General features: G+C 65.7%; 19 protein-coding genes. 11 read left to right on the top strand and 8 right to left on the bottom strand.

Annotated elements, in window-relative coordinates; genetic code table 11:
- Positions 1–45 precede the first annotated feature (45 nt).
- Both ACLJEU_RS21810 and ACLJEU_RS21815 read left to right on the top strand, forming a co-directional pair.
- Positions 46–837 carry a class I SAM-dependent methyltransferase gene (locus ACLJEU_RS21810; protein WP_414663868.1) on the top strand — a complete coding sequence of 264 codons (792 nt, stop codon included), beginning with the start codon at positions 46–48 and terminating at the stop codon, positions 835–837.
- A gap of 89 nt (positions 838–926) precedes the next feature.
- Entirely contained in the window at positions 927–1,622 is a 696-nt protein-coding gene (locus ACLJEU_RS21815; protein ID WP_414663869.1) for a hypothetical protein, read from the top strand.
- Between the two features lie 214 nt (positions 1,623–1,836).
- Here ACLJEU_RS21815 and ACLJEU_RS21820 read toward each other — a convergent pair whose 3' ends face one another.
- A complete protein-coding gene (locus tag ACLJEU_RS21820) occupies positions 1,837–2,517 on the bottom strand; it encodes a class I SAM-dependent methyltransferase (RefSeq protein ID WP_414663870.1) in 681 nt (226 codons plus the stop codon).
- 120 nt (positions 2,518–2,637) lie between these two features.
- On the opposite strand from ACLJEU_RS21820, the gene ACLJEU_RS21825 reads away from it, so the two are divergent.
- The 7 genes from ACLJEU_RS21825 to ACLJEU_RS21855 all read left to right on the top strand — a co-directional run bounded on the left by ACLJEU_RS21825 (position 2,638) and on the right by ACLJEU_RS21855 (position 12,203).
- Entirely contained in the window at positions 2,638–3,717 is a 1,080-nt protein-coding gene (locus ACLJEU_RS21825; protein ID WP_414663921.1) for an NAD-dependent epimerase/dehydratase family protein, read from the top strand.
- Positions 3,718–3,737: 20 nt separating this feature from the next.
- Complete coding sequence (locus ACLJEU_RS21830; protein ID WP_414663871.1) at positions 3,738–4,493, top strand: glycosyltransferase family 2 protein; 756 nt, start codon at positions 3,738–3,740, stop codon at positions 4,491–4,493.
- A 126-nt stretch (positions 4,494–4,619) separates the two neighbouring features.
- Complete coding sequence (locus ACLJEU_RS21835) at positions 4,620–7,931, top strand: TonB-dependent receptor (protein WP_414663872.1); 3,312 nt, start codon at positions 4,620–4,622, stop codon at positions 7,929–7,931.
- Between the two features lie 170 nt (positions 7,932–8,101).
- The gene (locus ACLJEU_RS21840; RefSeq protein WP_414663873.1) at positions 8,102–8,977 is read left to right on the top strand and encodes a sugar nucleotide-binding protein; all 876 of its coding nucleotides are present in this window, start codon (positions 8,102–8,104) and stop codon (positions 8,975–8,977) included.
- Positions 8,978–9,042: 65 nt separating this feature from the next.
- Positions 9,043–10,107: a dTDP-glucose 4,6-dehydratase gene (gene rfbB / locus ACLJEU_RS21845; protein ID WP_414663922.1), complete on the top strand. Its 1,065-nt coding sequence runs from the start codon at positions 9,043–9,045 to the stop codon at positions 10,105–10,107.
- An 81-nt stretch (positions 10,108–10,188) separates the two neighbouring features.
- The gene (rfbA, locus tag ACLJEU_RS21850) at positions 10,189–11,127 is read left to right on the top strand and encodes a glucose-1-phosphate thymidylyltransferase RfbA (protein ID WP_414663874.1); all 939 of its coding nucleotides are present in this window, start codon (positions 10,189–10,191) and stop codon (positions 11,125–11,127) included.
- Between the two features lie 50 nt (positions 11,128–11,177).
- Positions 11,178–12,203, top strand: coding sequence for a glycosyltransferase family 2 protein (locus tag ACLJEU_RS21855; protein ID WP_414663876.1), 1,026 nt, complete (start codon positions 11,178–11,180; stop codon positions 12,201–12,203).
- A gap of 53 nt (positions 12,204–12,256) precedes the next feature.
- Here the strand turns inward: ACLJEU_RS21855 and ACLJEU_RS21860 are convergent, their stop codons facing one another.
- The 5 genes from ACLJEU_RS21860 to ACLJEU_RS21880 all read right to left on the bottom strand — a co-directional run bounded on the left by ACLJEU_RS21860 (position 12,257) and on the right by ACLJEU_RS21880 (position 19,533).
- Entirely contained in the window at positions 12,257–13,189 is a 933-nt protein-coding gene (locus tag ACLJEU_RS21860; RefSeq protein ID WP_414663877.1) for a glycosyltransferase, read from the bottom strand.
- Between the two features lie 67 nt (positions 13,190–13,256).
- Entirely contained in the window at positions 13,257–14,246 is a 990-nt protein-coding gene (locus tag ACLJEU_RS21865; protein ID WP_414663878.1) for an NAD-dependent epimerase/dehydratase family protein, read from the bottom strand.
- A gap of 133 nt (positions 14,247–14,379) precedes the next feature.
- Positions 14,380–16,569, bottom strand: a complete 2,190-nt coding sequence (locus tag ACLJEU_RS21870; RefSeq protein ID WP_414663879.1) for a hypothetical protein — start codon at positions 16,567–16,569, stop codon at positions 14,380–14,382.
- 6 nt (positions 16,570–16,575) lie between these two features.
- On the bottom strand, positions 16,576–17,325 hold the full coding sequence (locus ACLJEU_RS21875) for a methyltransferase domain-containing protein (RefSeq protein ID WP_414663880.1): 750 nt from the start codon (positions 17,323–17,325) through the stop codon (positions 16,576–16,578).
- A 111-nt stretch (positions 17,326–17,436) separates the two neighbouring features.
- On the bottom strand, positions 17,437–19,533 hold the full coding sequence (locus ACLJEU_RS21880) for a hypothetical protein (RefSeq protein WP_414663881.1): 2,097 nt from the start codon (positions 19,531–19,533) through the stop codon (positions 17,437–17,439).
- A 246-nt stretch (positions 19,534–19,779) separates the two neighbouring features.
- Here ACLJEU_RS21880 and ACLJEU_RS21885 point away from each other — a divergent pair, with 246 nt between their 5' ends.
- Positions 19,780–21,435 carry a glycosyltransferase family 4 protein gene (locus tag ACLJEU_RS21885; protein ID WP_414663882.1) on the top strand — a complete coding sequence of 552 codons (1,656 nt, stop codon included), beginning with the start codon at positions 19,780–19,782 and terminating at the stop codon, positions 21,433–21,435.
- A 405-nt stretch (positions 21,436–21,840) separates the two neighbouring features.
- Here ACLJEU_RS21885 and ACLJEU_RS21890 read toward each other — a convergent pair whose 3' ends face one another.
- Positions 21,841–22,785: a class I SAM-dependent methyltransferase gene (locus ACLJEU_RS21890; RefSeq protein ID WP_414663883.1), complete on the bottom strand. Its 945-nt coding sequence runs from the start codon at positions 22,783–22,785 to the stop codon at positions 21,841–21,843.
- Between the two features lie 10 nt (positions 22,786–22,795).
- Entirely contained in the window at positions 22,796–24,397 is a 1,602-nt protein-coding gene (locus ACLJEU_RS21895; protein ID WP_414663884.1) for a hypothetical protein, read from the bottom strand.
- 109 nt (positions 24,398–24,506) lie between these two features.
- On the opposite strand from ACLJEU_RS21895, the gene ACLJEU_RS21900 reads away from it, so the two are divergent.
- The gene (locus tag ACLJEU_RS21900; protein WP_414663885.1) at positions 24,507–26,045 is read left to right on the top strand and encodes a hypothetical protein; all 1,539 of its coding nucleotides are present in this window, start codon (positions 24,507–24,509) and stop codon (positions 26,043–26,045) included.
- The last annotated feature ends 57 nt before the right edge of the window (positions 26,046–26,102 follow it).

Here is a 26,102-nt window from a genome sequence, read left to right on the forward strand (position 1 = left end):
TTTCGGTTATCGCCAACGTCCCTGCCGGCCTTTTGGTTGGCGAACATGTCCGACTTCAAGCACTTCTTCGGCGTCGAGCCTTCCGACCAGAACGCGCTGGATCTTTTCACCGGCGAGTGGTCATCGCAGCCACCGGCAAGCCGGCCGGAGTTGAAGGCGGGCGTCACGCCGCTGTTCGACGATCCGCGGATCGCGTGGGCGCATCACCGCCTGATGGAAATGGGCCTGGCGGGCGGCGTCACCGATCGCGACGTGCTCGAACTTGGGCCGCTCGAAGGCGGGCACACCTACCTGCTGGATCGGCTCGGTGCGAAATCAGTCACGGCCATTGAGGCCAATGCGCGCGCCTACCTGAAGTGCCTGATCGCGAAGGAGACGTTTGGCATGCCGCGCGCGCGGTTCCGCCTCGGCGATTGCCTCGCGTATCTCCATGCGGACGGACCGCACTACGATGTCGGGATTGCATGCGGCATCCTTTATCACCTCACCAATCCCGTGGAACTGCTCGAACTGCTCGCGCGCCGCTGCGATTCGATTTTTCTCTGGACCGTTTTCTACGATCCGAAATTCGTCGCGCAGAATCCGGTCCCGGGCGCCAAGTTTTCCGAGGCGTTGCAGATGGAGACAGCGGGCTTCAAGCACACGGTCCATCGTTTCAACTACGGCCCGTCACTCGACTGGAAGGGTTTCTGCGGCGGTGGCGACGTGTACAGCTACTGGATGGAGAAGGAGGAGATTCTCGGCGCGCTGCGGAGTTTTGGTTTCACCGACTTCCGGACCGAGGAACACCCGAACGTCCACGGCAGCGCCCTGATGCTCGCCGCGCGCAAGGCGTAACGGGCGCCCGGCGCGCCGTTCCCGCGATTCTCACCCTTATTTGACGTAGCCTCGCTCCCGCTTCATCGTCTAGGATCCACGTCACGTCCATGCTGCCGCTCGCCCGCACCTTTCTCGCTCCGCTCCTGCTGGTGGCGGTGGCGTCGGCGGGCGAACCGGCGACGGGCCTCCCCAAGCAGTCGCCCTTTGCGCAACGTGCCACGGCCGGGGCGCCAGCGGCCGCCAGCGAAACCATCGAGCTCGCCGGTATCAGCACGGTGGGCACGAAGACGGATCTGATTTTCTACGACAAGACCGCGAAGAAGAATCACTGGATCGCCAAGGGCGAAACGAAGGAAGGCATCACAGTGCTGAACTTCGACCCGCTGCGGGAAGAGGCGGTCGTGAAGATCAACGGCGTGCAGAAAACGCTGCCGTTGCGCAAGGTCGCCAGCTCCGGCAACGGCCCGAGGCCGGTGGCGCCGCAGCCGACGGGTTTCAATGCGCCGCCGCCTGCGGTCGTCCCGCTGCCGGCCGTCGCCGCGCAGGAGGTTGCCATGCCGGCCGCGGGTGTCGTCGCCGGCACGAATGTCCCCGGCGGTGCCGCCGCTCCCGCCGCCCCGACTCCACCCGCCACGCCCGAGACCACCCAGGCCAAGCAGGAAACCGAGGCCCGGATGCTGGTGAGTGATTTGCTCGAGATCGGCATGGCACAGCGTCGCGCATATGAAGAGGCGCAGCGCAAGGCCGCTTCCGGCACGTCGCAGACGCCCTCACCCGTCGCCCCGGACGCGTCCAAGCCGTAAGGCACGCGCCGCTCGCAGCGGACGCCCGGTGACGTCTCGCGCCACTCGCTGGCGCTCGTAGCCACACCCCGAGCCGCAGTGGGTATCATCTCGATTGCCCTTTGCTTGCGGACCTCCGGAACGATCGTGGCTACGAGCGCCAGCGAGTGACCGAACCACCACTCGCCAACGCTCGCAGCCACGGCTGGAGTCCGTTGGCAACGGGCGAGTGGGCTCACTCCGCCGGCTTCTTGCCCCAGCCGTACGCCCAGAAATCGAGCCGGCCCTTCACGTTGACGTCGGCGAAACCCGCGCGGCGCAGGAAGGTTTCGATCTCGGGCTGCGTGGAGCATTTCGAGATCTGCGACGGCCGTTCGCGCGGTTTGAAACGCAGGCGGCTTTCCTCGAAGACCGCCCAGCCGGCTGGTGAAGCCAGGTCGACGTTGTCGCAGTAGAAACGGCCGCCGGGTTTCAGCACGCGCTTCGCTTCGAGCACGTAGTTGTAGCGGTCCCATTCCTCGAGATGCATGAACACCACCGTCGTGTAGACGACGTCGACGGACGCATCCGGGATGGGCTGGAGGTCGTAGCCGGAAATCTCCTGCAGCCGGATGTTCGGCAGCCCGAGCAGGCGGCGGCCGGCGAGGCGCAGCATGTTGGCCGACACGTCGCAGCCGACCCATTCCTTCACGAACGGCGACAGCACGCGGCCCACCCGGCCGACGCCGCAACCGATTTCCAGGATCGTATCCTCCGGCCGGATGCCGACCGTCTCGCGCAGGATGTCCATCGTGTCCTCGGCGTCCGCGTGAAACTTGTCCTCGTCGGTGTAGCCCGACACGACGAGAAACGCGTCCTGCTTCGAGCCGGACAGGGAGTTCCAGACGGATTTGTAGTCGCCGCGCAGTTGACTCATTGCCGCGAGACAAGGTGGAGCCCGTCGACGCGTCAAGGATCGCGGGAGAGCCGTAGCGCCGCTTCGGACCGCATGGAAAAACAGCTTCCCGCACTCCGGTAATTGCCCATGCTGCGCGCGATGCGGATTCTCATCAGTGGCGTTTGCGGTTTCGTGGGCAGCACGCTCGCGCGCGCCTTCGTCGACGCCGGCACGGGTCACACCGTCGTCGGTTTCGACAACTTCATCCGGCCGGGCAGCGAGTCGAATCGCGCGGACTTGAAGCACCGCGGCGTGAAACTGTTCCACGGCGATCTCCGGCTCGCGAGCGACCTCGAGACCCTGCCGGCCGTTGACTGGGTGATCGATGCCGCCGCGAATCCCAGCGTGCTCGCCGGCGTCGACGGCCGGACGAGTTCACGCCAGCTCGTGGAGCACAATCTCGGCGGCACCGTGAACCTGCTCGAATACTGCAAGCTGCACCGCGCAGGCTTTGTCCTGCTGAGCACGAGTCGCGTCTACGCGATCGCACCGCTCGCGAATCTGCCGATGCGAGTGCAGGCCGACGCCTTCACGTTGGACGTTTCGAACCCCGCGACCGTGCCCACCGGCATCAGCGCGGCGGGCGTTGCCGAAGCGTTTTCCACCCAAGCGCCGATCTCGCTGTATGGCGCGACCAAGCTGGCCAGCGAGGCGCTCGCGTTGGAGTACGGCGAGACCTTCGCGCTGCCGGTGTTCGTCAACCGCTGCGGCGTGCTCGCGGGCGCGGGCCAGTTCGGCCGCGCAGACCAGGGCATCTTCGCGTACTGGATCAATTCCTGGCTCGCCCGGCGACCGCTGAAGTACATCGGGTTTGGCGGACACGGGCATCAGGTGCGCGACTGCCTGCATCCCCGCGATCTGGTGCCGTTGCTGTTGCAACAGTTCGCCGCGCCCAAGCTCTCCGCCGCCGAACGCATCGCCAACGTCTCCGGCGGCACCGCGTCCGCGCGATCGCTGCGGCAGTTGAGCGACTGGTGCGCCGCTCATCTCGGTGCGCACAGCGTGGGCGTCGACGCCACGCCGCGGCCCTTCGACATTCCCTGGATGGTGCTCGACTCCGGCCTGGCTTCGCGGCGCTGGAACTGGCGTCCGACCACGCCGACCGACGCCATCCTCGAAGAAATCGCCGCCCATGCGCGGGCCCACCCCGACTGGCTCGACCTGTCGGCGCCGCTCTGACCCGCCCACCTGTTTACACCATGCCCGCGTCCGCTCCGCTCGGACTCTTCTCCGTCGTCATTCCCGCGCGCGACGAGGAAGAGTCACTGCCCTCCACTCTTCAGGATATCTTCGAGACGTTTTCCAAGGAAACGATCCCGCACGAAATCGTGGTCGTCGATGACGGCAGCCGCGACGGCACGTGGCAGGTGCTGCAGCAGCTGCGATCGACGATTCCCACGCTCGCTCCGACCCAGAATGCCAGCGGCGTCCATGGCTTCGGTCGGGCCGTGACCTGGGGCCTCGACCACAGTCGCGGTGACGCCGTCGTGATCATGATGGCGGACGCGTCGGACTCGCCCGCCGATGCCGTCACTTACTGGAAGCTGCTCAACCAGGGTAACGATTGCGCCTTCGGCAGCCGCTTCGTCCCGGGCGGCGAGGTGATCGACTACCCGCGGGTTAAACTTTTCGTCAATCGCATCGCCAACGCCCTGGTGCGGGTGGGCTTCAACATCCCGCTGAACGACACCACCAACGCGTTCAAGGCTTACCGCCGCACCGTGATCGACGGCTGCCGGCCCTTCCTGGCACCGCATTTCAATCTGACGGTGGAACTTCCGTTAAAGGCCATCGTCCGCGGGTACTCGTTTGCCGTCACGCCGATCTCCTGGCGGAACCGAAAATTCGGTGTCGCCAAGCTCAAGATCAAGGAGATGGGCAGCCGCTATTTCTTCATCTGTGCCTATGTCTGGCTCGAAAAATACTTCAGCCGGGGCGACTACCGCCGTAAGTAGCCCAATTGTCACCTGGAACCCTTGCGCGAGACCTGCCGCCGCCATATCGCCGAAGGTACCGGAATCGGCACTAGACCTGCATCGCAAAATCTCCGAAAAAAGACCTCCCACACACCATCCGAATTCATGAACGAACATTGCTGCTCAACTGCTTCCCCGGCGATCGCCCGCACCCTTCGCGCGATTGTCTGGATCGTCGGCCTCGCCCTCGGGCCGTTTCTCTTCGCCCAGGGCGTCGTCTCGTCCGGCCTCACCGGCGTCGTCCGCGACAACACCGGTAAACCGGTCCCCGGCGCCACGCTCACCGCGACGCACGTCCCGACGGGCACCGTGTACACGGCCGTGTCGTCCGAAACCGGCCGCTATAATTTTCGCGGCATGGTGGTCGGCGGGCCGTTTACGCTCGTGACGACCGCGCCCGGCAAAAAGCCGGCAGAGATCACCGAAATCACGACGCAGCTCGGCAAGGAAACGGACCTGAACGTCGCGCTCTCTCCGGCGGACGTGGTCGTAATGGAAAAGTTCACCGTCGGCGGCGCCCGCGATGAACTCGACGGCAGTGCAACCGGCGCCGCCTCGCTCCTCACGCGCGAACGCATCCTGGCCCAGCCGACCGCGCAGCGTTCGTTCGCCGACATGGCCCGGACGAATTCGCAGGTGACGCTGCGGAACGTCTTCGGTGATCGTCAGGAAGCCATGCTCACCGCGGTTGGTCAGAACAATCGCTTCAACTCGATCATGGTGGATGGCGCCCGCATCAACGACCAGTTCGGTCTCAACGCCTCGGGCCTGCAGTCGTTCTTCAATCCGTTGTCCCTCGAGACGGCCGAACAGGTGTCCATCTCGGTTTCGCCCTATGACGTCCGCCAGAGCGGCTTCACCGGCGCCGCCATCAACGTCGTGACCCGCAGCGGCACGAACACGTTTCACGGCAGCCTCTATGGCTACTACACGGACGCCAAGTACGCCGGCCGCGATCAGATCGGGGCGAGTGCCGGCAAGCGTCCGCCGGACGAACGCAAGACCTGGGGCGCGACCCTCGGCGGTCCGTTGTGGAAGAACAAACTCTTCTTCTTCGGCAACTATGAGAAGTTCGAGCGCACGCAGGTCGCGAGCGACCCGACGATGACGCCGGCCTCGGCGGACATCACGACGCTGAACAACGCGATTGCCGCCATCAAGACCGCCTCCGGCAAGACCTTTGACTTGGGCGCCTTCGGCGGCGGCGGCTCGCTCATCACCGAGGAGGAAAAGAAACTCTACAAGGTCGACTGGAACATCACCAAGGATCACCGCCTCTCCGTCCGCTACAACGAGACCGTCGGCACGCTGCCGCAGTTCGGTCGCTCGAACGGCATCGGCGGCGCGTTCACCGGTATCCTCGGCGCCGCCGGTCCGGCGGCGACCCGCGGCACGGCGTTCAGCTCCAATTTCTACTCGCAGATCCGCACGGAAGACGTGTGGGCCGCGACGCTGAATGACCAGTGGTCGCAGAATCTGAAAACCGAGTTCAAGTGGTCCAAGACGAACTACGAGCAGCTCACGACGTCACCGACGATCTTCCCCGAAATTCGCGTGTTCGGCGTCGCTGGCACCGGCAGTGACGGCCGCCCGGTGACCAACGCCGCCGGCGCCGCCAGCGGTGTCGTGGTTCTCGGCACGGAGCAGTTCCGCCACGGCAATGTCATCCAGCTGAAGACCGAAAGCTACAGCGGCAACGCCGACTACTTCTGGAAGAACTTCACCTTCACCGGCGGCTTCGATCGGGAAAAAAGCAAGTTCTACAATCTCTTCCGCCAGGGCTCGTATGGCCTTTTCGACTACGCTTCGCTGGCCGACTTTGTCGCCGATCGTCCGGCCGCCTTTGGTCGTTCCATCTTCGTGCAGGGCACGCCGGCCGCCGACATCTCGGACTTCGCCATCACCGGTATCTTCGGGCAGACGAAGTGGGACGTGAACTCGCGCCTCAACGTCGTGCTCGGCGCCCGCTTCGACATGGTGGAGTCCGCGGCCCGTCCGCCGGTCAATCAGGCGTTCGTAAACACCTTTGGCATTCGCAACGACGGCAACGTCGACGACACGCAGATCGTCTCGCCTCGCCTCGGCTTCAATTGGGCGGTCGACGACGCCCGCGTCATGCAAGTCCGCGGTGGCTTCGGCTACTTCACCGGCCGCGCGCCCTGGGTGTTCATCTCGAATGCCTATGGCAACACCGGCGTGGGCCGCTTCAACCAGCTGCAGACGGGCGCCGCCGCCCCGCAGCTCGGCGCGTACATTCGCAATAACTTCGACTTCGCGAATCCAATCGGCACCGCCGCGACGGACGGCGATCCGAACGCCCGCCGCGAAATCAACCTGCTCCAGAACGGCTTGAAGCTCCCCGCCGTGTGGCGTGGCAACCTCGCCGTCGAGCGCAAGCTCCCGATCTTCGACACCACGCTGACGATCGAGGCGATTCAAACCTACAACGACAAGTCGCTCTTCACCGACAACCTGAACATCCGCCCGCTCGTCGTCACGGCCACGTCCGGTCCGGCCGTGGGTCTCGACGGACGCCAGCGTTTCAACGGTGGCGCCACGTCGGCCGGCGCGACGAGCCTTGCGTTCACCAATGTCGTGCGCGTGCGCAACATCAGCGAAGGCGAAAGCACCTACGTTTCCATCGGCCTGAACCGCCCGATGAAGAACAACTGGTCCTACAACGCGACCTACACGCGCGGCAAATCCGAGGAAGCGCAGTCGTTCGGCCAGACGGTCGCGGTCGACGGCTGGAGCCGCAACGCGGTCTTCAACCAGAACACCATTGAAGTACAACGGTCCGACTTCGAGGTCCGCGATCGTATCCAGATCAGCCTCGCGAAGCGCCTGGAGTTCAAGAAGGGCTGGGCCACCACGGCCTCGCTCTACTACGAAGGCCACACCGGCAATCCGTTCTCCTACGCCTACTCGAACGATCTGAACAATGACGGCGTCGTGGCCAACGATCTCGTCTACGTGCCGAACGGCGACAACGATCCCAAGATCGATTACTCCGGACTGACCGCGACGCAGCGGGCCGATCTCCTAGCGTTCATTCAGAGCAGCGGCCTCGGCAAGTACGCTGGCAGCCACGCTCCGCGCAATGCGTTCACGCAGCCGTGGATCAACCAGCTCGATCTGCGCATCACGCAGAAGCTGCCGATCTACAAGCCGGTCGAGGTCGAACTCTTCTTCGACTTCATCAATTTCGGCTACTGGCTCAGCCGCCGGGCGTTTGGCTACACGGAACTCCTGACCAACACCAACAACGCGGTCTTCTATCGCCGCCTGATGGGGGCCGCGACCTACAACGCCGCGGGCCAGGTCCGTCCGACCTACACGACCGAGCCCGGCAACGTGACGATCGACAACATCGCGAGCCGCTGGCGCGTGCAGTTCGGCGCCACCGTCCGCTTCTAAGTCAGACGGAAAGGCGTTTCCCTCCGGTAACCGCCACCCTTGTTACTCTCACCGCCGCACCCAATGAGGTGCGGCGGTTTTTTGTGTCTTCAACGGACGCCCTGCGCCGCGTGGCCCGCCCAAAAACCCGCTTGTTTACCTTCTGAGTGCCGATATGTCTTCTCCCTCTCATGATTTACCTGCTCGGCGGTTCAGGCTATGTCGGACACGCGTACCAGGCGCTGCTCACGCGCAAGGGGATTCCGTTTCGGAATCTGCGCCGGGCGGAGGTCGATTATTCGAACAAGGACGCCCTGCGCGCCGCGTTGCTGCACGACAAGCCGGAGTTCGTGATCAACGCCGCTGGCTACACCGGCAAGCCCAACGTCGACGCCTGTGAACTGCACAAGCACGAATGCCTCTTCGGCAACGCGGTTCTGCCCGGCATCGTGGCCGAAGCCTGCGCCGAAGCCGGCGTGCCGTGGGGACACGTTTCCTCGGGCTGCATCTACACGGGCTCGCGGCCGGACGGCAAGGGGTTCACCGAAACCGACGCTCCGAATTTCACCTTCCGCACGAACAACTGCTCATTCTACAGCGGGTGCAAAGCCCTCGGTGAGGACGTGCTCGCCGGCAAGCCGTCGGTCTACGTCTGGCGCCTTCGCATTCCGTTCGACAACATCGACAATCCGCGGAACTACCTGACGAAGCTGCTCCGCTACCCCCGCCTGCTCGAGGCCACGAATTCCATCTCGCAGCTCGAAGAGTTCTGCGCGGCGACCTTCGCATGCTGGGAGAAGCGCGTGCCGTTCGGCACCTATAACGTGACCAACCCGGGCCACGTCACCACCCGCGAGGTCGTTGAGCTCATCCGCCAGAGCGGCGTGTCGAACAAGGCGTTCGATTTCTTCAAGGACGAGGGCGAATTCATGCACCTCGCGGCCAAGACCCCGCGGTCCAACTGCACGATGGATTCCAGCAAGCTCGCGAGCGTCGGCATCACGATGACCGAAGTGCGCGAAGCACTCCGCCGCGATCTGCGCACCTGGCGCAAAGCCGCCGCCTGATCACCATGCCAGTTGATCCGGCCTTCTCGACTTTTCGACTCTCGACCCTCGACTCCCCCTTCAGCGTGAATCTCCTCGTCACCGGCGGCTGCGGCTTCATCGGCTCCAATTTCATCCGGCAGCGGCTCACCGAGAAAAACTCGCGCCTGACGAAACTCGTCAACCTCGACGCCCTGACCTACGCGGGCAACCCGGCCAATCTCGCGGACCTGGCGGGCGACCCTCGCTACGTGTTTGCCCACGGCAGCATCGGGGACGCCGCCCTCGTCTCGCGACTCCTCGCCGAGCACCAGATCGATGCCATCGCCAACTTCGCCGCGGAGTCGCACGTCGACCGCTCGATCGATTCGCCCGAGCCGTTCGTGCAGACCAACGTCGTCGGCACGCTCCGGCTGTTGAACTGCACGCGGCTCTACTGGTCCGCTCTTCCCGCCGCGAAGAAGGAGGCGTTTCGCTTTCTGCATGTGTCAACCGACGAAGTCTACGGGACGCTCGGGCCCAAGGATCCGGCGTTCACCGAAGAAACGCCCTTTGCCCCGAACTCGCCGTATGCGGCGTCGAAGGCGGCGAGCGATCATTTCGTCCGATCGTATCAGCACACGTTCAAGCTGCCGACGCTCACGACGAACTGTTCGAACAACTACGGGCCGTATCATTTTCCGGAGAAACTGATCCCGCTCATGATCCTCAACGCCCTTGAGGGCAAACCGCTGCCGGTGTACGGCGACGGCATGCAGATTCGTGACTGGCTGTACGTCGAAGATCACGCCACCGCGATCTGGCTCGTGCTGCAACGCGGCCGCGTGGGCGAGACCTACAACATCGGCGGGCTGAATGAGCAGCCGAACATCGAGATCGTGAAAACGATCTGCTCGCTGCTCGAACGCAAGAGCCCGCGGGCGGACGGGAAACGGTACACGGATCAGATCACGTACGTCGCGGATCGCCCCGGCCACGACCGCCGCTACGCGATCGATTGCACGAAGGTGCAGCGCGAACTCGGCTGGAACCCGCGCGAGTCCTTCGCAACCGGCATTGAAAAGACCGTCGACTGGTACCTCAAGAATCGCAGCTGGGCCGCTGATATTACCGACAAGAAATACCAACGCGAACGCCTCGGCGTCGGCTGAGCTCAACTGCGGACTTCGAATTGCGGAATGCGGATTGAAAACCGCCGTTCGTTCCGCTCCGCGTAAACCCTCCCAAAAACCGTGTCTGCCTCTCCGTCTTCCGCCAATCCGCAGTCCGCAATCCCCACTCCGCAATTGCGAAAGGGCATCATCCTTGCCGGCGGTTCCGGCACGCGCCTCTACCCGTTGACCATCGCTGTCTCCAAACAGCTGATGCCGGTGTACGACAAGCCGATGATCTATTATCCACTGTCGGTGCTGATGCTTGCGGGCATTCGGGCGATCCTGGTGATTTCCACGCCGCAGGATTTGCCGCTGTTCCGCCGGTTGCTCGGCGACGGCTCCAACTTCGGCCTCACACTTTCCTACGCGGAACAGCCCAGCCCCGACGGGCTCGCGCAGGCGTTCCACATCGCCGCCGACGTCGGTTTCCTCAAGGGCGAACCCGCGGCACTCGTCCTCGGCGACAATCTTTTCTACGGCCACGATCTCGTGAAGTCGCTCGAACGCGCCAGCGCGCGCATGAAGGGTGCGACGATTTTCGGTTATCATGTCGCGGACGCGAAGAGTTACGGCGTGGTCGAGTTTGCGCCGGACGGCCGCGTCCTTTCCCTCGAGGAAAAGCCCGCGCAACCGAAATCCAACTACGCGATTCCCGGCATTTATTTCTACGACCAGGACGTTGTCCGCCTCGCCCGCAGCTTGAAGCCGTCGAAGCGCGGCGAGTTGGAAATCACCGATCTGAACCGGCTCTATCTCGAGGCCGGCAGCCTGCACGTCGAAGTCCTCGGCCGTGGCACGGCGTGGCTCGACACCGGCACGCACGATTCGCTGCTCGAGGCGGCGCAGTTCGTCCACGTCATCGAGAATCGCCAGGGCCTGAAGATCGCCTGCCTCGAGGAAATCGCCTGGCGCAAGGGTTGGATCACTCGCGCCGGCCTCGACGCCAACATCGCCAAGCTCGGGAAGTCCAGCTACGGCGCCTACCTGCAGCGACTCGCCCGCGAGCCGCGGGAATAAGGGATTGAGGGAATCCGCGAATCAGGGGATGAACGGTGGCCGGCCGCCGCATGGCTCCTCCACCTTCACCCACTTCCTCAGTCGCACCGACCCCGCCGCCGCGGCTGAGCGTGGTCGTCCCGCTCTACAACTGCCTGGCGCTCACCCAGGCGATGCTCGCGAGTCTGCAGGCCACCGTCCCTGCGGGTCTCCGCTATGAGGTCATCCTCGTCGACGACGGCAGCACCGATGGCACTCGCGCTTGGTTGCAAACGCTCCGTGACCGTCCTCCGGCGGCGGCCGCCGCACCGGAATTTCATGTCGTGCTCAACGACCGCAATCTCGGCTATGCCGCCGCCAACAACCGCGGCGCCCGGCTCGCGCGCGGCGAGTGGCTTGCGCTGCTCAACAACGATTTGATCCTGCTGCCCGGCTGGCTCGAACCCATGCTGGCGGCCCTTACCGCCCTCGGCGAGCGCGCCGGTCTCGTGGGCAACGTCCAGCTCGATGCCGCCTCGGGCGCCGTCGATCACGCGGGCCTCGTCGTCAATGTGACGGGCAAACCCGTCCACGCTCGCGCGCTGCCGCCCGTATTCGCGCGCTGGATTCGCCCGGTGCGCCGCGTTCCCGCCGTCACCGGCGCATGCGTGGTCTTGGCGCGCCCACTTTGGGAACAACTGGGCGGTTTCGACGAAGGCTACATGAACGGCGGCGAGGACATCGACCTGTGCTTCCGCGCGCGCGAGCTCGGCCGCGTCAACGTCGTGGCGCTGCGCAGCGTCGTGCGGCACCACGTGAGCGCTTCGCCCGGACGCAAGCAGCGCGACGAACACAACTCCCGCCGGCTGGCGCTGCGCTGGCGCGACGAGCTGATTGCCGCGGCCGACGACGGCACGCGCACCTGGTGTCGCGGCTACCTGGCGCAGGCCCTCGCAATTCCCGAGTCGCGCGAGTACCGCCTCGCGCTGGCGGCGTGCGGCTTTCTCGCGCATCTCCGCCGCACGCCGCCGCCGGAAGCCGTGGCCGCCGTCACGGCCGGCCTCGAGGGTGAATTCGCCCGCTGGGATCGTATCCTCGGCGTGGCGACACCGCCGTAGACGGCCGCGAGTTCACATCAGCGCCATCCGGGGTCCGGCGAACGGGCGCTGGTTCACCCGCCGCGCGTGACTTCCCGCACGACTGCCTGCGGCCGTTGATTCACGGTGATGAACATCCGGCCGACGTACTCGCCGATCAGGCCGAGCATCATCAGCTGGGTACCGGAGAAAATGAGCAACGCGGCCATGAGCCAGCCGAAGCCGTATTGCGGGCCGACGTCGTGGAACCACAACCAGACCAGCCAGCCGACCGCCAGCAGGCCGGTGAGACCGATGATGAGTCCCATCACGGTGGCGACACGCAGGGGCAGGATGGAAAAATTGATCCACGCGCTCAGCCAGAGCCGCAGCAGCCGGCTCAACGTGTAGGTGCTCGCGCCCGCCCGCCGCGCCTCGTGCCGCACCTCAATCGAGCCGATGCGCTGCGTCACCTGCAGCAGCAACCCGTCGATGTACGGATACGGCCCGGCATACGGAATGACTTGGTGCGCGACGAACGCAGACACGCAGCGGAAGCTCGAAAGATAAAAGCCCGGTGGCTTGTCGAGCGCCCAGTCGGTCATCCGGTTCGTGAACCAGCTGCCGAAATTCCGCCACGCCGAATGCTGCTTCTCCTCGTAGTGGCCGAACACCACATCGAGATCGGTGGCGAGCGCATGCTGCCACAGCCGGACCGCTTCCGTGGGCGGATTCTGGCCGTCGTCGTCGAGGTTGACGATGTGCCGGCCCCGCGCGTGCCGCCACCCCGTGAGGACGGCGTTGTGTTCACCGTAATTCCGCGCGTGTTCGACCAGCGTGATCGGCACCTTCGCCGTGCGCACCAGTTCGCGGCAGACCCGCGTGGTCGCCTCGCCGCTGCCGTCGTGCACGAGCACGATTTCGTGTCCGCCTGCGATCACGAGGCCTTCGATCTCGTGCACGACGCTGCCAATGGTTTCAGCGCTGCGATAGAGCGGAATGACGAAGCTGAGAGCCGGACCGGACATCGGCTCAGCTTACTCGCAAACCGCCCCTGCCGTGCAAGGTTTGGTTTGGGGCCGAAGCGCGGCCGCGTCAGAGGTAGTGTTTCAACTCGGTGCGATAGAAAGCCACGGTCTGTTCCAGCGCCACGCGCAGACTCGTCCGCGGCTTCCAGCCGAGTTGCCGCGCGATCAGCCGGTCGTCCGCGTAGTAGTCGCCAATATCGATCTTCTTTCGGTCGCCGGGAAACGCACGGACGGTAAACGCGCCGCCGCCGTTGATCGCGACCAGCTGTTCCGCGAGTTGTTGCAAGGTGACAGGTGGTGGACCGCCGAGATTGTACACCGCACCGATCGCTTCCGGCCGCGCCGCCGCGAGGAGGAACGCCTCGACGGCATCGTCGACGTACGTGAAGTCGCGCAGCTGCGTTCCGCCCCACACCTCAATCGGCTGCCCTTCGAGCAACCGCCGAATCCACACGCCGACGAAGGTCTGCCGCGCATCCTTGATTCGCATCCGCGGCCCGATGGTGTTGGTCAGCCGCAGGGCCGTCGCCCCGATGCCGTGCACGCGTGAATAGAGCAGGTGAAACGATTCGCCCGCGATCTTGTTGATGCCGTTCACGTCGACGGGCCGCAGCGGGTGCTTCTCGTCGACCGGCAGATAATCGGGCCGGCCATAGATCTGCCGTGTGCTCGCGAACACGATCCGGATTTTCGGATTGTGCAGCCGACAGGCCTCGAGAATTGCGAGTTGCGCCCGGCAATTGATGTCCAGGTCGGTCTGCGGATCCGTCATCGAGTCCATGTGACTCGTCTGCCCCGCGAGGTTGAAAAGGAAATCCTGACCGCTCACGAGACTCGGCAGCCGCGGCCAGTCGCGCACATCGGCCACGTGGATCTTCACCTGCGACGCCACGCCCGCGAGATTGCGCCGGTTGCCGCCGTATTCGGGTACCAGGCTGTCGACCACGGAGACCCGCGCGCCGAGCGCCAGGAGCGTGCGCGCGAGATTCGATCCGATGAAGCCCAGCCCGCCCGTGATCAGCACCCGTTTGCCGGCATACACGCGACGGAAATTCATGGGGGTTGGCATGGACGGACGCAGGAAAGACCAGCCGGACGACACGCGCCAATCCCAAATCTCGGCGCAGGTCCGCAGCAGCACGCGGCGGTGAATCGACGCGGAACCGGTCCCGACGGACTCCGCGCCGCCCTTACTCCCTGCGCGGCGAAAGCCGGAGGCGAAACACGCATTCGCCGAGCGGCCGCGGATCACCGGGCGCGGTGATCGCCGGCTGCGGCGAGGCCAGCACGATCACCGTATCGCCGGGCGCGATTGTAATCGCGGGCAGTGCCACCCGCGCCCGCTTTTCGCTGATCGTCACGAGCGGCGACAGCGGGCCGGCGCCCACTTTGACTCCAACCCTCCGCGCCGCCGGACTCCACGCGTCGAGCGCGCACTCCACCACGAGCGGATAAGCGTGCGGATTGTGGACCTTCACGCCGGCCTGCGCGCGGGTCCACCGCCACCGCTCGAGCGAGCGTGGATCGAACTCCTCCGCATGCCAGCCTTCGCCGGGTTCGGCGCGCATGAACGACGGCGCGCGCGTATCCACCAGGGCAAAACGCGCCGACACCTGACGCCGCCCGGCGTCCGGCAGATCCACGGCTACGATTCCTCCTTCGAGATCCCACTCGCCGCGCAACGGGGTGTTGAGCCGGCCTTCGTACGTGTGCGTGAGAAAATACTGGCCCTTGCGCAGCAGAAACGCATGCGCCCACAGCCGCGACCACATGTCGGGGATCAGCAGATTGACCGACTTCACGTCGGGCATCGTTTCAATCGTCCGCAGCTGCCGGAGTTCCCGATCCACGAGCAGCGGCGGCCGGCTCAGCTTCCAGATGAACATGCCGCAGCCCGCCAGATTGAACGCGATCACGACCAGCGCGACGCCGCCCACGAGCAACCATTCATGCAGCTTGCGACTGCGGCGGAGAGTCACCCACCAGCAGAACGCCGGGAGCAGCAGCGGATAAAAGACCGCGAACAACTTGTACGCGTCATAGCTCGCATTGGTGTTGAGCCGCGCGCCCCGCGCTTCGAGCCACAGGTACGCGCCCAGCACGGGTGCGGTGATCGCGATCACAAGCCACAGGGCCCGCACGCGTTGCTGGGCGGCGCGTAGAAAGGCCCACGCGAGCAGGCCCACGACGGCCGCGGCCAGCACCCAGCGCAGCCCAAAAAAATCCCACGCCAGCAGATCCGGCCCGCGCACCATGCCGAGCCAGCCCTCCGCCGCGAGTCCCGGCACCGGCCAGCCAAAATCGTACGTGCGCAGCAGCGTGAACCGTTCGGCCAGTCCTGCCACGCGCTCGAAGAACAGCCCGCCCACGACCACCAGGGGCAGCAGCATCATCGCCAGCCACCGCCCGAGCCGGACCCACGCGCGCGTCCACAAGGTCAGTCCACCCGCATACGCCGCCGCAGGCACGAGGCACACGAGCAGGAAAAAATTATAGCTGCCGAGGACCAGCCAGTAGCCAATTGCCAGCGCCAGCCAGAAGCAGCGGCTCCGCCGCCAGGTCAGCCGTCCCCGCCACAAGGATACGCCGGCCCACGTGAGCCACACCACCGCCTGCGCCGCCAGCAACTGGCCGGGCGAGACATGCGCAAACGCATACCAGGTGACCGGGCTGATCCCGAACAGGCCCGCGATGATCACGCTCACGCCGCCGCTGTAGCCCACGATCGCGCGCGCCGACCAGAACACCGCGGGCAGCGCGCTGGCGAGGAGGACCGCGGTCAGCAGCGTCGCGATCTCGTGCGGCGCGCACGCCAGCACGGTGCCGTTCAACGCCATCAAGGCCGAGGGCGTGAAGTGGTTGAGCCGGATCCAATAGTCGAAAAAATTGTCGACCGACTGCACGCGCACGACCTCGGTGAGTCCGAGAAAGCCACTGCGGTCGCCCGCCGCGAATTCCATCAGCACTCGCGCGCCGGCCGCGTAGTCCGCGGCATCGCAGCTGCCCAGCGAGATCGTCGTGAGCGACTTCGACGCAATGGCCACCGGCAGCACCAGCAGCGCCAGACATCCGGCCACCGTCGCCCACACCACGCCGAAGCGCGTGACGTCGAGCAGGATTGGGTCCCAGCCGCGCTGCCGCACGCCCGCGATCAAAAGCCCGAACGGAATCAGCTCGCTCCACCACGCATACGCCTGCGTGCCGGGCAGGCCGGTGTGCGCGCCGAGCCACACGACGGCGGACTGCAATGCGAGGCCCGCGGGAATCACCAGGACCGGCCAGAAGCGACGCCACGGCGCGGGCATCGCCAGCATGGCCGCGCCTGCGCCCCAAAAAAGCACGTGGAGCAGCAGCGCGAACGCGACGACGAAATGGATCATGACCCGCTACGGCTTGCGCGCCACGCCGAAGACCGACGTGCCCCACGCCCAGCGTCCACCCGCGCGCAGCCACGCATGCTCGAGCGCCATGAGGCCGTTGAAGCCGGCCTCGATGGGCGCGGGATAGCGTTTCACATCGCTGGTGTCGCGGCTCGTCCGAAACAGCTTCCGCTTCGCCCACACCACCGGGAACGGCAGCGCGTTCCAATGCGTCGTCCGCCGCTCCCCGAAGCCGCCGCCGCGCAGCAGCGCGTCGATTTCCGGCCGGGTGTAGCGGTGCTTCGTCTCGCACGAGTCGTCATGATACGACCACATCCACAGGTAGGCCGGAACGTTGATCACCACGATTCCGCCGGGACGCAGCACGCGGAAGAACTCGGCGGCGGCGACCTCGGGATTGTCCACCTGGCAGACGACGTCGGCGGACACCACGACGTCAAAACTCTGATCCGGAAACGGCAGCTCCGTGATCGAGGCGACGCGGATGTCGACCTCCGGACCGCACCGCTGCCGGGCCAGCTCGCACGCCAGCGGCATGAAATCGATTCCGGCGAACTGCCACTCCGGGTGGGCGGCGCGCAGGCGCAGGATCAGGCCGCCGGTGCCGCAGCCCGCATCCAACACCTGGAGACGCGGCGCGCCCGCCGGTCGGGCCGCCACCGGCCCCAGCGCACGATCCACGTGCGCGTGGAGCGAGCGGAAGTACCACATCTGGTCTTCAACCTCAGCGAGCTTCAGGTATTCGTCGGATTGCATGCGGGGACGCCTCGTTACACCGCCAGCGTCGCCGGCTGATTTCAATGTCCATTGTCGGGTGCAGCCCTGGTAAGGCCGCCGCCCGCCCGCGATGGAAGTCGCCGGGAGACGTCAGTCCGCCACCGCCGGTTCCGACGTGATCGTGATCGACGACTGCTTGAGACCAAACGAGCGCAGTTGATAGGGACCGGACCCGAGACGCTTCGCCGCGTCCTTCGGCCGGAACGCAATGACGTTCACCCCCGGCGCGAGCGGGAACGCGGGGAACGCGAGGTCGCTCGCCGCCTCGCCCACCTCCACCGTGCGAATCGGCCGGCCGTTGTGCTCCACCACAACGCGACACAGGCCGTTGCCCACGACCTTGAAGTGGACGTCGGCGGTGATGGGACGGTCGTAAGGATTGAAGTACGAGACGACGGCATTTTCGAACGCCCAGCGCACGCCGTCGTCCGGCCGCGGATGCCAGCCGCGGCCAAAGGTGAAAGCGCGGCCGAGCGGCAGCACCGGCGCCGCCTGCGGGCGCAGCATGACCATCACCTGCTGGCCGCCCGAGCCCTCGATTCGCCGCGTGTAGCCCAGCGCCTTGAGGTCCTGCAACGTCCTCTCCGCGCGATCCTCGTAACCCTTGCGGTTCAGATAAAGCGCCGAGAAACCATACGACTCGAGACGACGGACCAGAGTGGCGATGGGCACGTTTTCCAGATCGCGCTGCCAGCGACTGCGGGCGCGAAACTTCGCCGCACCGTAGCTGAAGCGCACGTGATCGGTGGTGAGGTACGGACGAAAGTGTTCGTAGTCGACCAGACGATTCGGCGGCAGCACCTCGGGAAAACCCAGCACGGGCAGTTGAAACACCATCGCGCCCGGCGGGAGCGCGGCATCGAGTTCTTTTCCGAACTTCAAATCTGATCGCACATCCGCCGCCATCCGCGTGTAAACCTCATCAGGCCAGCGCCGGGGGAGTTGATCCAACACGCCGATCAACGCTACGGCCATCGCCGCCGCCACGCGCCAGGGCACCGGCCACCTCGCGGTCAGCCGCGAAAGCCGCACCGCGAGAAACACCAGCACGAGTGCGGAGATGAACACCGCCACGCGATTCGTCGCGCGGAAAACCTGAAACCCAAGGAAGAACGCGATCACGTTGGTCAGTCCGCCCACCGTCGCGTACGCGAGGAGCCACCCGGCCGACAAAGCCTGGCCCGGCGGTGACCGCCGCGCAAAGAGGCGTCGCGCGCTCGCCATCGCCAGCCACACCAGGCCGATGATGCCCACGACACCGAGGTACGGCAGGTAGGGCTCGCCGCGCCATTCCGACCAGCGGCTGTAGCGATGTCCGAAGAACGCAAAAAGATCGGAGCGATGAAACGTCGGTGGAATGAACATCTCCATCGGCTTGAGCGCATATCGCTCCGTGCCGCCGTAATTGCGCGTCAGCAACGGCACTGCCTCCGGCTCCTGCACAAACAGCCACACCTCCGCGTTCGTGACGAAGAACGCCGACACCGCCACCACGCCCGCGGCAATCCCAATGGTCAGATTCGCGCGCCGCCGGGCCCCGAACCATTGCGCGAGCAACGCCCAGCACAGCAGCTGGCCCCAGAACAAAAGATTGTACGGTGTGCTCACGCCGAGCGCGAGCCCCACGCCGAGACAGACGACTGCGCCCGCACTGCACCACTCGAGGCGCCGGCTCTGCGCGATCAGCCACACGGCCAGCAACCCGAGCGGCACCGTCCAGGTAAACACGAACGAGAAATGCGCCAGCCCGCGGTGAAACGTGTGATAGGTGTACGCGAACAACAGCGCGCCCGCCCACGCCCACTCCCAGCGGCACCGCAGCCAGCGGGCCGTGAAATAGAATGCGAGCGCCGCGCTCACCTGCGCCAGCATCAGTCCGACGTTCGCCGCGGCAAACACGCCGATTAAATGCGACAGCGCGCCCAACAACAGCATCAGCGGTTTGTCCGGCGTCGGATAGCCGTTCCAATGCGCGCCGAACGGCGTCCCGAGCCGGTCGATTACCTGCGGCGTCAGCGGCCAGGACTCGCCCTCGGAAGCCGCCTTGATGCGGGCGAGGACTTCGTGGGCGTCACCGACGTAGTCGGTCGGCACCTGCCACGACGCCAGCGTCCAACGATGGTAATGCGCTGCCCAGACCAGCATCGTGACCAACACGAGCAGGCCGACGCGCCCATGCGCAGCCATGGCAACGGCAAATTTTTTCAGGGGAGGGTTGGGGGCCCGCGGTCTGGAACGCGGACGAAAGAGTCGCAGCTAACACCGCAGACAAATCACCGCCGACGCGCCTCGCGCAAGCCCGGAGTGAGGGTGATTGTACGCAAACCCGTCGGCGTCACGATTCCCTCCACCGCGAGGTCCACAGCCGGACGCGAACGCCCGGCGGAAAGTTTTGCCAAGCCGGGAGACCCCGCCTTCCCTCGCCCATCCCGCATGTCTTCCAGCCCTCGCACGCCGCCCGCGAGCGGCGCCTTTTCCCGGCGCTTCACCGCCTACGCCGGATTTTTCTTCGACGCGTTCGCCCCGAACTCGGCGTGGATTCGCGAGCAAGCGCACGTGCAACTGCCGCCGCTCTCCGGCGTGAAGGCCCTGCTGGTCCGCGGTGAATGCGTGACGCATCCGGACGCCCGCGGCCTCGAAACGTCGCTACCCGGCCTGCGCCTGACCGTGAACGGCCGGCCGGTGGCCGCGCTCACCCAATCCGCGCCCGGCCCCTGGGAACAACGCGTCGCGCTGCCAGCCGACGAATCCGTCACGCTGGCGTTCGAACTCACCGGCGTCGGCCTCACCAATTTCCTCGCCTGGCTCGGTCGGCTCACCGGGTTCGGCGGCCTGCAGCGGTTTCGCACCCAGAATAAAAACCGCCAGAGGCGCGTGACCACGATCGCAACCGAGGCGGGCGAGGTGATCTTCGATTTTTCCCGCCGCGACGCCCCCTACTCGTCCGAGTACGCGCGCCGTCACGCCCGGCTCGGACTCAACATCGTCGGCTTCCTCACCGCTGAACTCGGCGTGGGCGAATCCGCGCGCTGCATGGTGCGAGCCGCCGACGCCGCGGGCATTCCGTCCGCCCTCGTGCCGCTCAAGCTCAACTGCAAAAACCGGCTCGGCGATCAGAGTTACGCCGCGCGCCTGCAGGACGACAATCCCCACGACGTGAATGTCGTGCACATCGATCCGCCGGCGTCGCGTGACATCGATCACCATCACGGCCGCGGCTTCCGCGCCGGAAAGTACAACATCGCCTATTTTGCGTGGGAGTTGCCGGAGTTCCCGGACGGCTGGGTGGCGAGCTTCGACTACTTCGACGAGATCTGGTGTCCGAGCGATTTCACGTCCGCCGCGATCGCGTTGAAGTCGCCGCTGCCCGTGCTGACCATGCCGCATGCGATCGGCTTCGCGGCCCCGGAAGGCGGCGTCGCCCACTGGCGGGCGCGATTCAATCTGCCGGCGGACGCCTTTCTTTTCCTGACGCTGTTCGATCTGAATTCGTATTCAGCCCGCAAAAATCCCCGCGCCGCGATCGAGGCGTTTCGTCAGGCCGCCCGCGGTTCGGCGGCGTTCGCGCAGGAAGCCGCGTTGGTGATCAAGGTGCAGAACGCCACGGGCAACGAGGCGGACTTCGCCGCACTGCAGACCGCGGTCCGCGATCTGCCGCGCACCGTGCTGCTCACCGAGACGCTTTCGCGCGCGGAGATTTACGGACTGGAATCGGCGTGCAATGCCTTCGTCTCACTGCATCGGTCAGAAGGCTTCGGTCTCGCCGTCGCCGAATGCATGCTGCTCGGCAAGCCGGTGATTTCGACGGACTGGTCGGCCACGGCGGAATTCGTGAACGCGGAGAACGGCTGCCCGGTTCGCGCCCGCCTCGTCACCCTCGAGGAAAACCACGGTCCGTATGCGAAAGGCTCCACGTGGGCCGATCCTGATCCCGCGCACGCGGCGGAGCACATGCGCCGGCTGTTTTCCGATCGCACCCACGCCGCGAATCTCGGCAGGGCCGCGCGCGCGACGATGCAGGCGCGCTTCGCTCCCGCCGTGATCGGCGCGCGTTACCGCCGTCGGCTCGAGAGCATCGCGACATTCTAGCGACGCGTAACCGACAACCGGCGGAGGATCCCCCGCGAATCACGCGAAACGACGCGAATTTCAGCGACTTCATTTTCCCCGCCATCCCACGTTATACCAGCAGCCCGTAATAGTCGGATTTTTGGCGTGGTCGCCCAGTTATGCGCTCGCGACCCAGATAAGTGCTCCTTGCTTTTGGACTTCTGGATCGATCGTGGCTACGAGCGCCAGCGAGTGGCCGAACGACCACTCGCTGGCGCTCGTAGCCACGGCTAAAGTCCAAAGGCAAAGAGCGATTGGTATTAATTGCCCCTCGAGCAAGCGGCCTATAGCCAAACTCTCAAAGGACGTTGGGATTAACCGTCGAGTTTGGGTTCCCCATTCGAGCCCATTCGCATGTTTCGCGGGCAACTGAATTGAACCGGGCTACCGGTTCAGCTTCCGCAGCCACATCTGGCCGCCGCCGCCGCGCGCGCACATCGGCAGCCGGTCGCGAATCAACTCGTGTTTCATGTTCCAGAGCCACGCCGAGAAGAGTTCGATCCGGTAGTCACGGTTGTTCATCAGGAACGCGCGCAACAGATACTGCTCGTTCCACGCGCGGCCTTCGTCGAACCAGTCGCGTGGATACTCGAGGTTGCCTGCGACATCGTGGATGTGAATCAACACGCCGGGTGCGAGCGCCGGCAGCACGTCGAAGTAGAGCCGGTTCACGTCGCTGCCGATCTTGCTCACGTGCGACGAATCGATGAACAGCACGTCGTTCGCACCCAGCGCGGCAAACGGATCGAGCGGCACGTCCTGCACGCGTTTCTCTATCAGCGTCACGCGGGTCTGATCTCCGGCGCGCAGCAGCGGCCGCAGCCGGCCCATGTCGGGATCGATGAACGTGAACTCCACGCCACCGCCGAGCACCTGCTCGTTCAAATCAAGCATGGCGGCCGAACTGAAACCGGAACCGACCTCGACGATCCGTCGCGGCTGCGCCTCGCGCAGCATGCCGTACAGCATGATGGCGTCGTAGTGTCCGTACGACGGATTCTCCAAATAGTAGCGGCGGCCCGCGGTGAGCTTTTCCGGAAAGGGCTGCTCACCGTACCAATCCGCGAACTGCTCCAGCCGCGCGAACTGTCCCGCCTCGTTCAGATCAATCCCGGGGAACGGCGGACCGAAGCCGCCGCGCGCAAACGCCTCCGCGACTTCCTCCTTCGAGGGCAGCGGCGAGTAGAAATGTCCGGGCGGAAAGAACCGCGCCCACTCGCCCTGCTGCGTGCGCAGCGCATCGACCTCCTTGCGCAGCCGGCTGTTTTCCTTCTCCACGCGACGGTAGAAAGGAAGCAAACGGAGGAACGAACGAAAGCCGGAGGACATGGAAGAGGCGCTACTGTGATCCGGTCTTGCGCTGCACGACGATTTCCAAATTCGCGATCTGAAATGCCAGCGCACGCGGATCCGTCCCGACCTTCTCGGCCGGTTTGTCCGTAGAGAACACCAGCGTCGTCACACCCGGTGGCAGCGTGAGCCCGAAACGCAGCGGCGCCGCGCCCTCGCCGACGGTGTCGCCCCAGAGGAGGCGCTCGCCGAGACTCACCCGCACCGACCGCATCCCGCCGGCCGAACTGGCCGTGGCCCGCACCGCGAGCTGGAGCGGGGCGTCCGAGCTGTTGGTCAGGCGCAGTTCCGCCCGGCCGGTGCTCCAGCGCCAGTGCTGTTGCAGGTGACGCTCCGGACCGTGCCAACCGGAGGCAGGCAACACGCGCACGGCGCCGCGGGCCGTAGCCTCGCCGCGGAGTTCGTAAAATTCATGCGGTGGGGAAAATTCGAATACGGTCGCCGCCACGGTGAGATTGCCCGCCAGCAGCACGGGCAGCCAGCGCCAGCCGCGCGGGACGAGAACGTTGAACGCGAGCGTCATCGGCAGCAGCACGCGCGTCGAGGCGCCGGGATAGCCCTCCCACACCGGCGTGGACAGGAACAGCATCATGCCCGCGAACGCGACGCCGACGCGCCACCACCGCTCGGCGGGCTTTGGCCGCAGTGCGAAAAACAACGCCTGCACCGCCAGCGCGAGCACGACGGCCAGCGTCGCCCACAGCAGGCCGGATGGGGTGGCGCTGAACGCCTCGCGCCACGCGACGCCGAACTTTTCGATCCAACCGGCGAGCGGCCGCGTGAAGTTGCCCATGCCCGGATCCTGCGCGGGACCAAACTTCCACCGCACGTAGCCCATCCACAGCACGAGCGGCAGCGCGACGAGCCCGACGTTGAGCGCCACGCGGCCCCAGGTGCGCGGCGCGCGCCAGTCGAAGTCGAGCCCGGCCGTCGCGAGCAGACTCGTTTCCTTGCCCAGCCCCGCGAACGCCAGCGTGACCGCACCCGCCCGGCTCCGGCCCGTCTCCAACCAGCGCATCGCGAGCGCCACCAGCAGCAGGCTGGGCGCGTCCACCAGCGAGTGACGCACGCTCATGATGACGCCGTGCGAAAACATCACGGCGAGCCAGCGCAGGGCGTTTTCCCAGCGGTCCGGCGGAAACCACCGCAGCAGGACCCAGCCGAGCGCGAGCCAGCAAATGACATTCAGCAACGCGTGCGCCTGCACGATCCAGGCGGGCTGGCCCGCTCCCAGCACCCAGGCGCTCCAGCAAAACAAAATGCGTTTCGCGCGGTACGGCAGGTTGTCGATCGCCTTCTCGAGTTCGGGATTGTCGAGCGTCGGATTGAGCGCGAGCTGCACGTAATACGCGCCGTCGTAACCCGGCGAACTCTCGTAGATGTAATGCGGCACGGTCCGCAGCGCCGAGACTTTCGAATCGCTCAACAGATCGCCGATCGAAATCAAACTCGAGAACCCGGTGTCAGGCCGGTAGAATTGCGCGACGCACCAGAGGAAAATTCCGACGCCCACGAGGTAGGCGACGCGCACCGGCGAAGAGAGCAACCCGAGGAGCAGGCCACCCCGGAGTTTGCGTTCCGCGGCGCTCATCCGCTGCGCCGCGCATCGCGCCGGCTGGCATCAAGGCGAAGTCCATGCGGGCGCTTGTCTTCCAATTTTCTCACGGGCAGTTTGCGGCATCACAGAACGCAAGCGCACCATGTCAAATCCGAATCCCCCCGCCGCCACCGCTCCCGCGCTGCGGCGGCTGCTTTGGATCGGAGCGATCGCGCTCGCGGCGTATGGTTTTTTTCTCGCGCGCAATTCGTCCAACGTCGCCGGTGGCGCGGATTCCTCCGGCTACCTGAACAGCGCACGGCTGCTGGCGGCGGGCTCGCTCGCCGCCGAGCTGCGCACGCCGCCGGAGTTCGGGCCGCAGGCCAGTCTGCGCCGCCAGCAGTTCCAGCCGCACGGTTTCGTGCCGTTCGACGGCAACCCGCGGTTGTCGCCGACCTACGCCGTCGGCCTGCCACTGCATCTCGCGCTCGCGGGAAAACTCTTCGGGTGGACACTCGCCGCCCCGATCGTCGGCGTGAGCGCCGCGCTGGCGGCGTTGCTGTTGATCCATGCTGTGGGCCGGCAGCTCGGTCTGGATCCAGTGCTGGCCGTCACGGGCGCGGTGATCCTGGCGGCGTATCCCGTCTTCCTGTTTACCTCCATCCAACCGCTGAGTGACACGCTCGCGACGACCTGGTGTCTCGCCGCAATCGCGGCCGCGCTGCGCGCACGCACCCATGCGGGCTGGGCGTGGGTGGCTGGCACCGCGCTGGCGATCGCGGTGCTGGTGCGGGCGACGAACGTCCTGCTGCTGCCGGCGCTCCTCGTGATTCTCGGCCTCGATTTCCGCCGGCTGCTGTTCGCCGCGCTTGGCGGTTTACCGTGGGCGCTCTGGCTCGGTTACTACAATCACACGCTTTACGGCGGCGCGCTGCGGTCGGGTTACGTGGACATCACTCAGGCCTTCGGCTGGGCGTACGGTCCGCCAACGCTCGTGCACTTCGTGCAATGGCTCGCCCTGCTGCTGCCCGCGGCGCTGCTCGTGCTGCCGGTCGTGGCGGTGCGACGGAGCGAGGGCAACGGACGCGTCCTGCTGGCGCTCGGGCTTTGGTTCGGTGCGTTCACCGGCCTGTACCTGTTCTACGAGATCTCGCGCGAAGTGTGGTGGGATCTTCGATTCATCCTGCCGGGCACGCCCGCGCTGATTCTGGCGGCACTCCTCGGCGTGGACGCGTGGGCACGCCGACGGGAAGCCCGCGCGTCCACGCGACTGCGTCCGTTCCGCACGCTCGCCGCGATCGGTCTGGGCGTCTGGGCGATCGGGCTCAGTTGGTACTGGACGGGACGCTTTCATCTCCTGCTCACGAAAGTGTACGAACAGGGCTATGCGGACGCGGCGGCGGCGGCGCGCGCGGAATTTCCCGCGGGCGCGCTCGTGCTCGCGGGACTGCACAGCGGCTCGCTTTACTATTACACGGAGTTTCCGGTGATGCGCTGGGAATTCGTCAACGCGGAGGAGTTCGCACGCTTCCGCCAGCTCGCGGCTGCAGCGGGGCGGCCGATCGCGGCGCTGCTCTACGATGTGGAGGAGCGCGAGGCCCTGCAGGAAAAGTGTCCCGGGCCGTGGACCAAGGTGGCGTCGGTCAAAAATGTCAGCCTGTGGCAACTCGGCCCGCCGCCCGCCTCGGTCCCCAAAAAATGAGTACGGTCCCGGTCGGAGCCACGGATGCGATTGCGCTTTTCTCCTCCGGTCGCGCGC

It is taken from the genome of Terrisphaera buseokensis (genome assembly GCF_047521145.2).
Classification (GTDB): domain Bacteria; phylum Verrucomicrobiota; class Verrucomicrobiia; order Opitutales; family Opitutaceae; genus ER46.

Bases quoted from the DNA above. Each gene is read 5' to 3' on its own strand.
- ACLJEU_RS21825 (WP_414663921.1), top strand. From the start codon at position 2,638: ATGCGGATTCTCATCAGTGGCGTTTGCGGTTTCGTGGGCAGCACGCTC.
- ACLJEU_RS21840 (WP_414663873.1), top strand. From the start codon at position 8,102: ATGATTTACCTGCTCGGCGGTTCAGGCTATGTCGGACACGCGTACCAG.
- ACLJEU_RS21810 (WP_414663868.1), top strand. From the start codon at position 46: ATGTCCGACTTCAAGCACTTCTTCGGCGTCGAGCCTTCCGACCAGAAC.
- ACLJEU_RS21885 (WP_414663882.1), top strand. From the start codon at position 19,780: ATGTCTTCCAGCCCTCGCACGCCGCCCGCGAGCGGCGCCTTTTCCCGG.
- ACLJEU_RS21835 (WP_414663872.1), top strand. From the start codon at position 4,620: ATGAACGAACATTGCTGCTCAACTGCTTCCCCGGCGATCGCCCGCACC.
- ACLJEU_RS21820 (WP_414663870.1), bottom strand. From the start codon at position 2,517: ATGAGTCAACTGCGCGGCGACTACAAATCCGTCTGGAACTCCCTGTCC.
- ACLJEU_RS21875 (WP_414663880.1), bottom strand. From the start codon at position 17,325: ATGCAATCCGACGAATACCTGAAGCTCGCTGAGGTTGAAGACCAGATG.
- ACLJEU_RS21895 (WP_414663884.1), bottom strand. From the start codon at position 24,397: ATGAGCGCCGCGGAACGCAAACTCCGGGGTGGCCTGCTCCTCGGGTTG.
- ACLJEU_RS21900 (WP_414663885.1), top strand. From the start codon at position 24,507: ATGTCAAATCCGAATCCCCCCGCCGCCACCGCTCCCGCGCTGCGGCGG.
- ACLJEU_RS21855 (WP_414663876.1), top strand. From the start codon at position 11,178: ATGGCTCCTCCACCTTCACCCACTTCCTCAGTCGCACCGACCCCGCCG.
- ACLJEU_RS21860 (WP_414663877.1), bottom strand. From the start codon at position 13,189: ATGTCCGGTCCGGCTCTCAGCTTCGTCATTCCGCTCTATCGCAGCGCT.
- ACLJEU_RS21880 (WP_414663881.1), bottom strand. From the start codon at position 19,533: ATGGCTGCGCATGGGCGCGTCGGCCTGCTCGTGTTGGTCACGATGCTG.
- ACLJEU_RS21830 (WP_414663871.1), top strand. From the start codon at position 3,738: ATGCCCGCGTCCGCTCCGCTCGGACTCTTCTCCGTCGTCATTCCCGCG.
- ACLJEU_RS21815 (WP_414663869.1), top strand. From the start codon at position 927: ATGCTGCCGCTCGCCCGCACCTTTCTCGCTCCGCTCCTGCTGGTGGCG.
- ACLJEU_RS21890 (WP_414663883.1), bottom strand. From the start codon at position 22,785: ATGTCCTCCGGCTTTCGTTCGTTCCTCCGTTTGCTTCCTTTCTACCGT.
- ACLJEU_RS21870 (WP_414663879.1), bottom strand. From the start codon at position 16,569: ATGATCCATTTCGTCGTCGCGTTCGCGCTGCTGCTCCACGTGCTTTTT.
- ACLJEU_RS21865 (WP_414663878.1), bottom strand. From the start codon at position 14,246: ATGAATTTCCGTCGCGTGTATGCCGGCAAACGGGTGCTGATCACGGGC.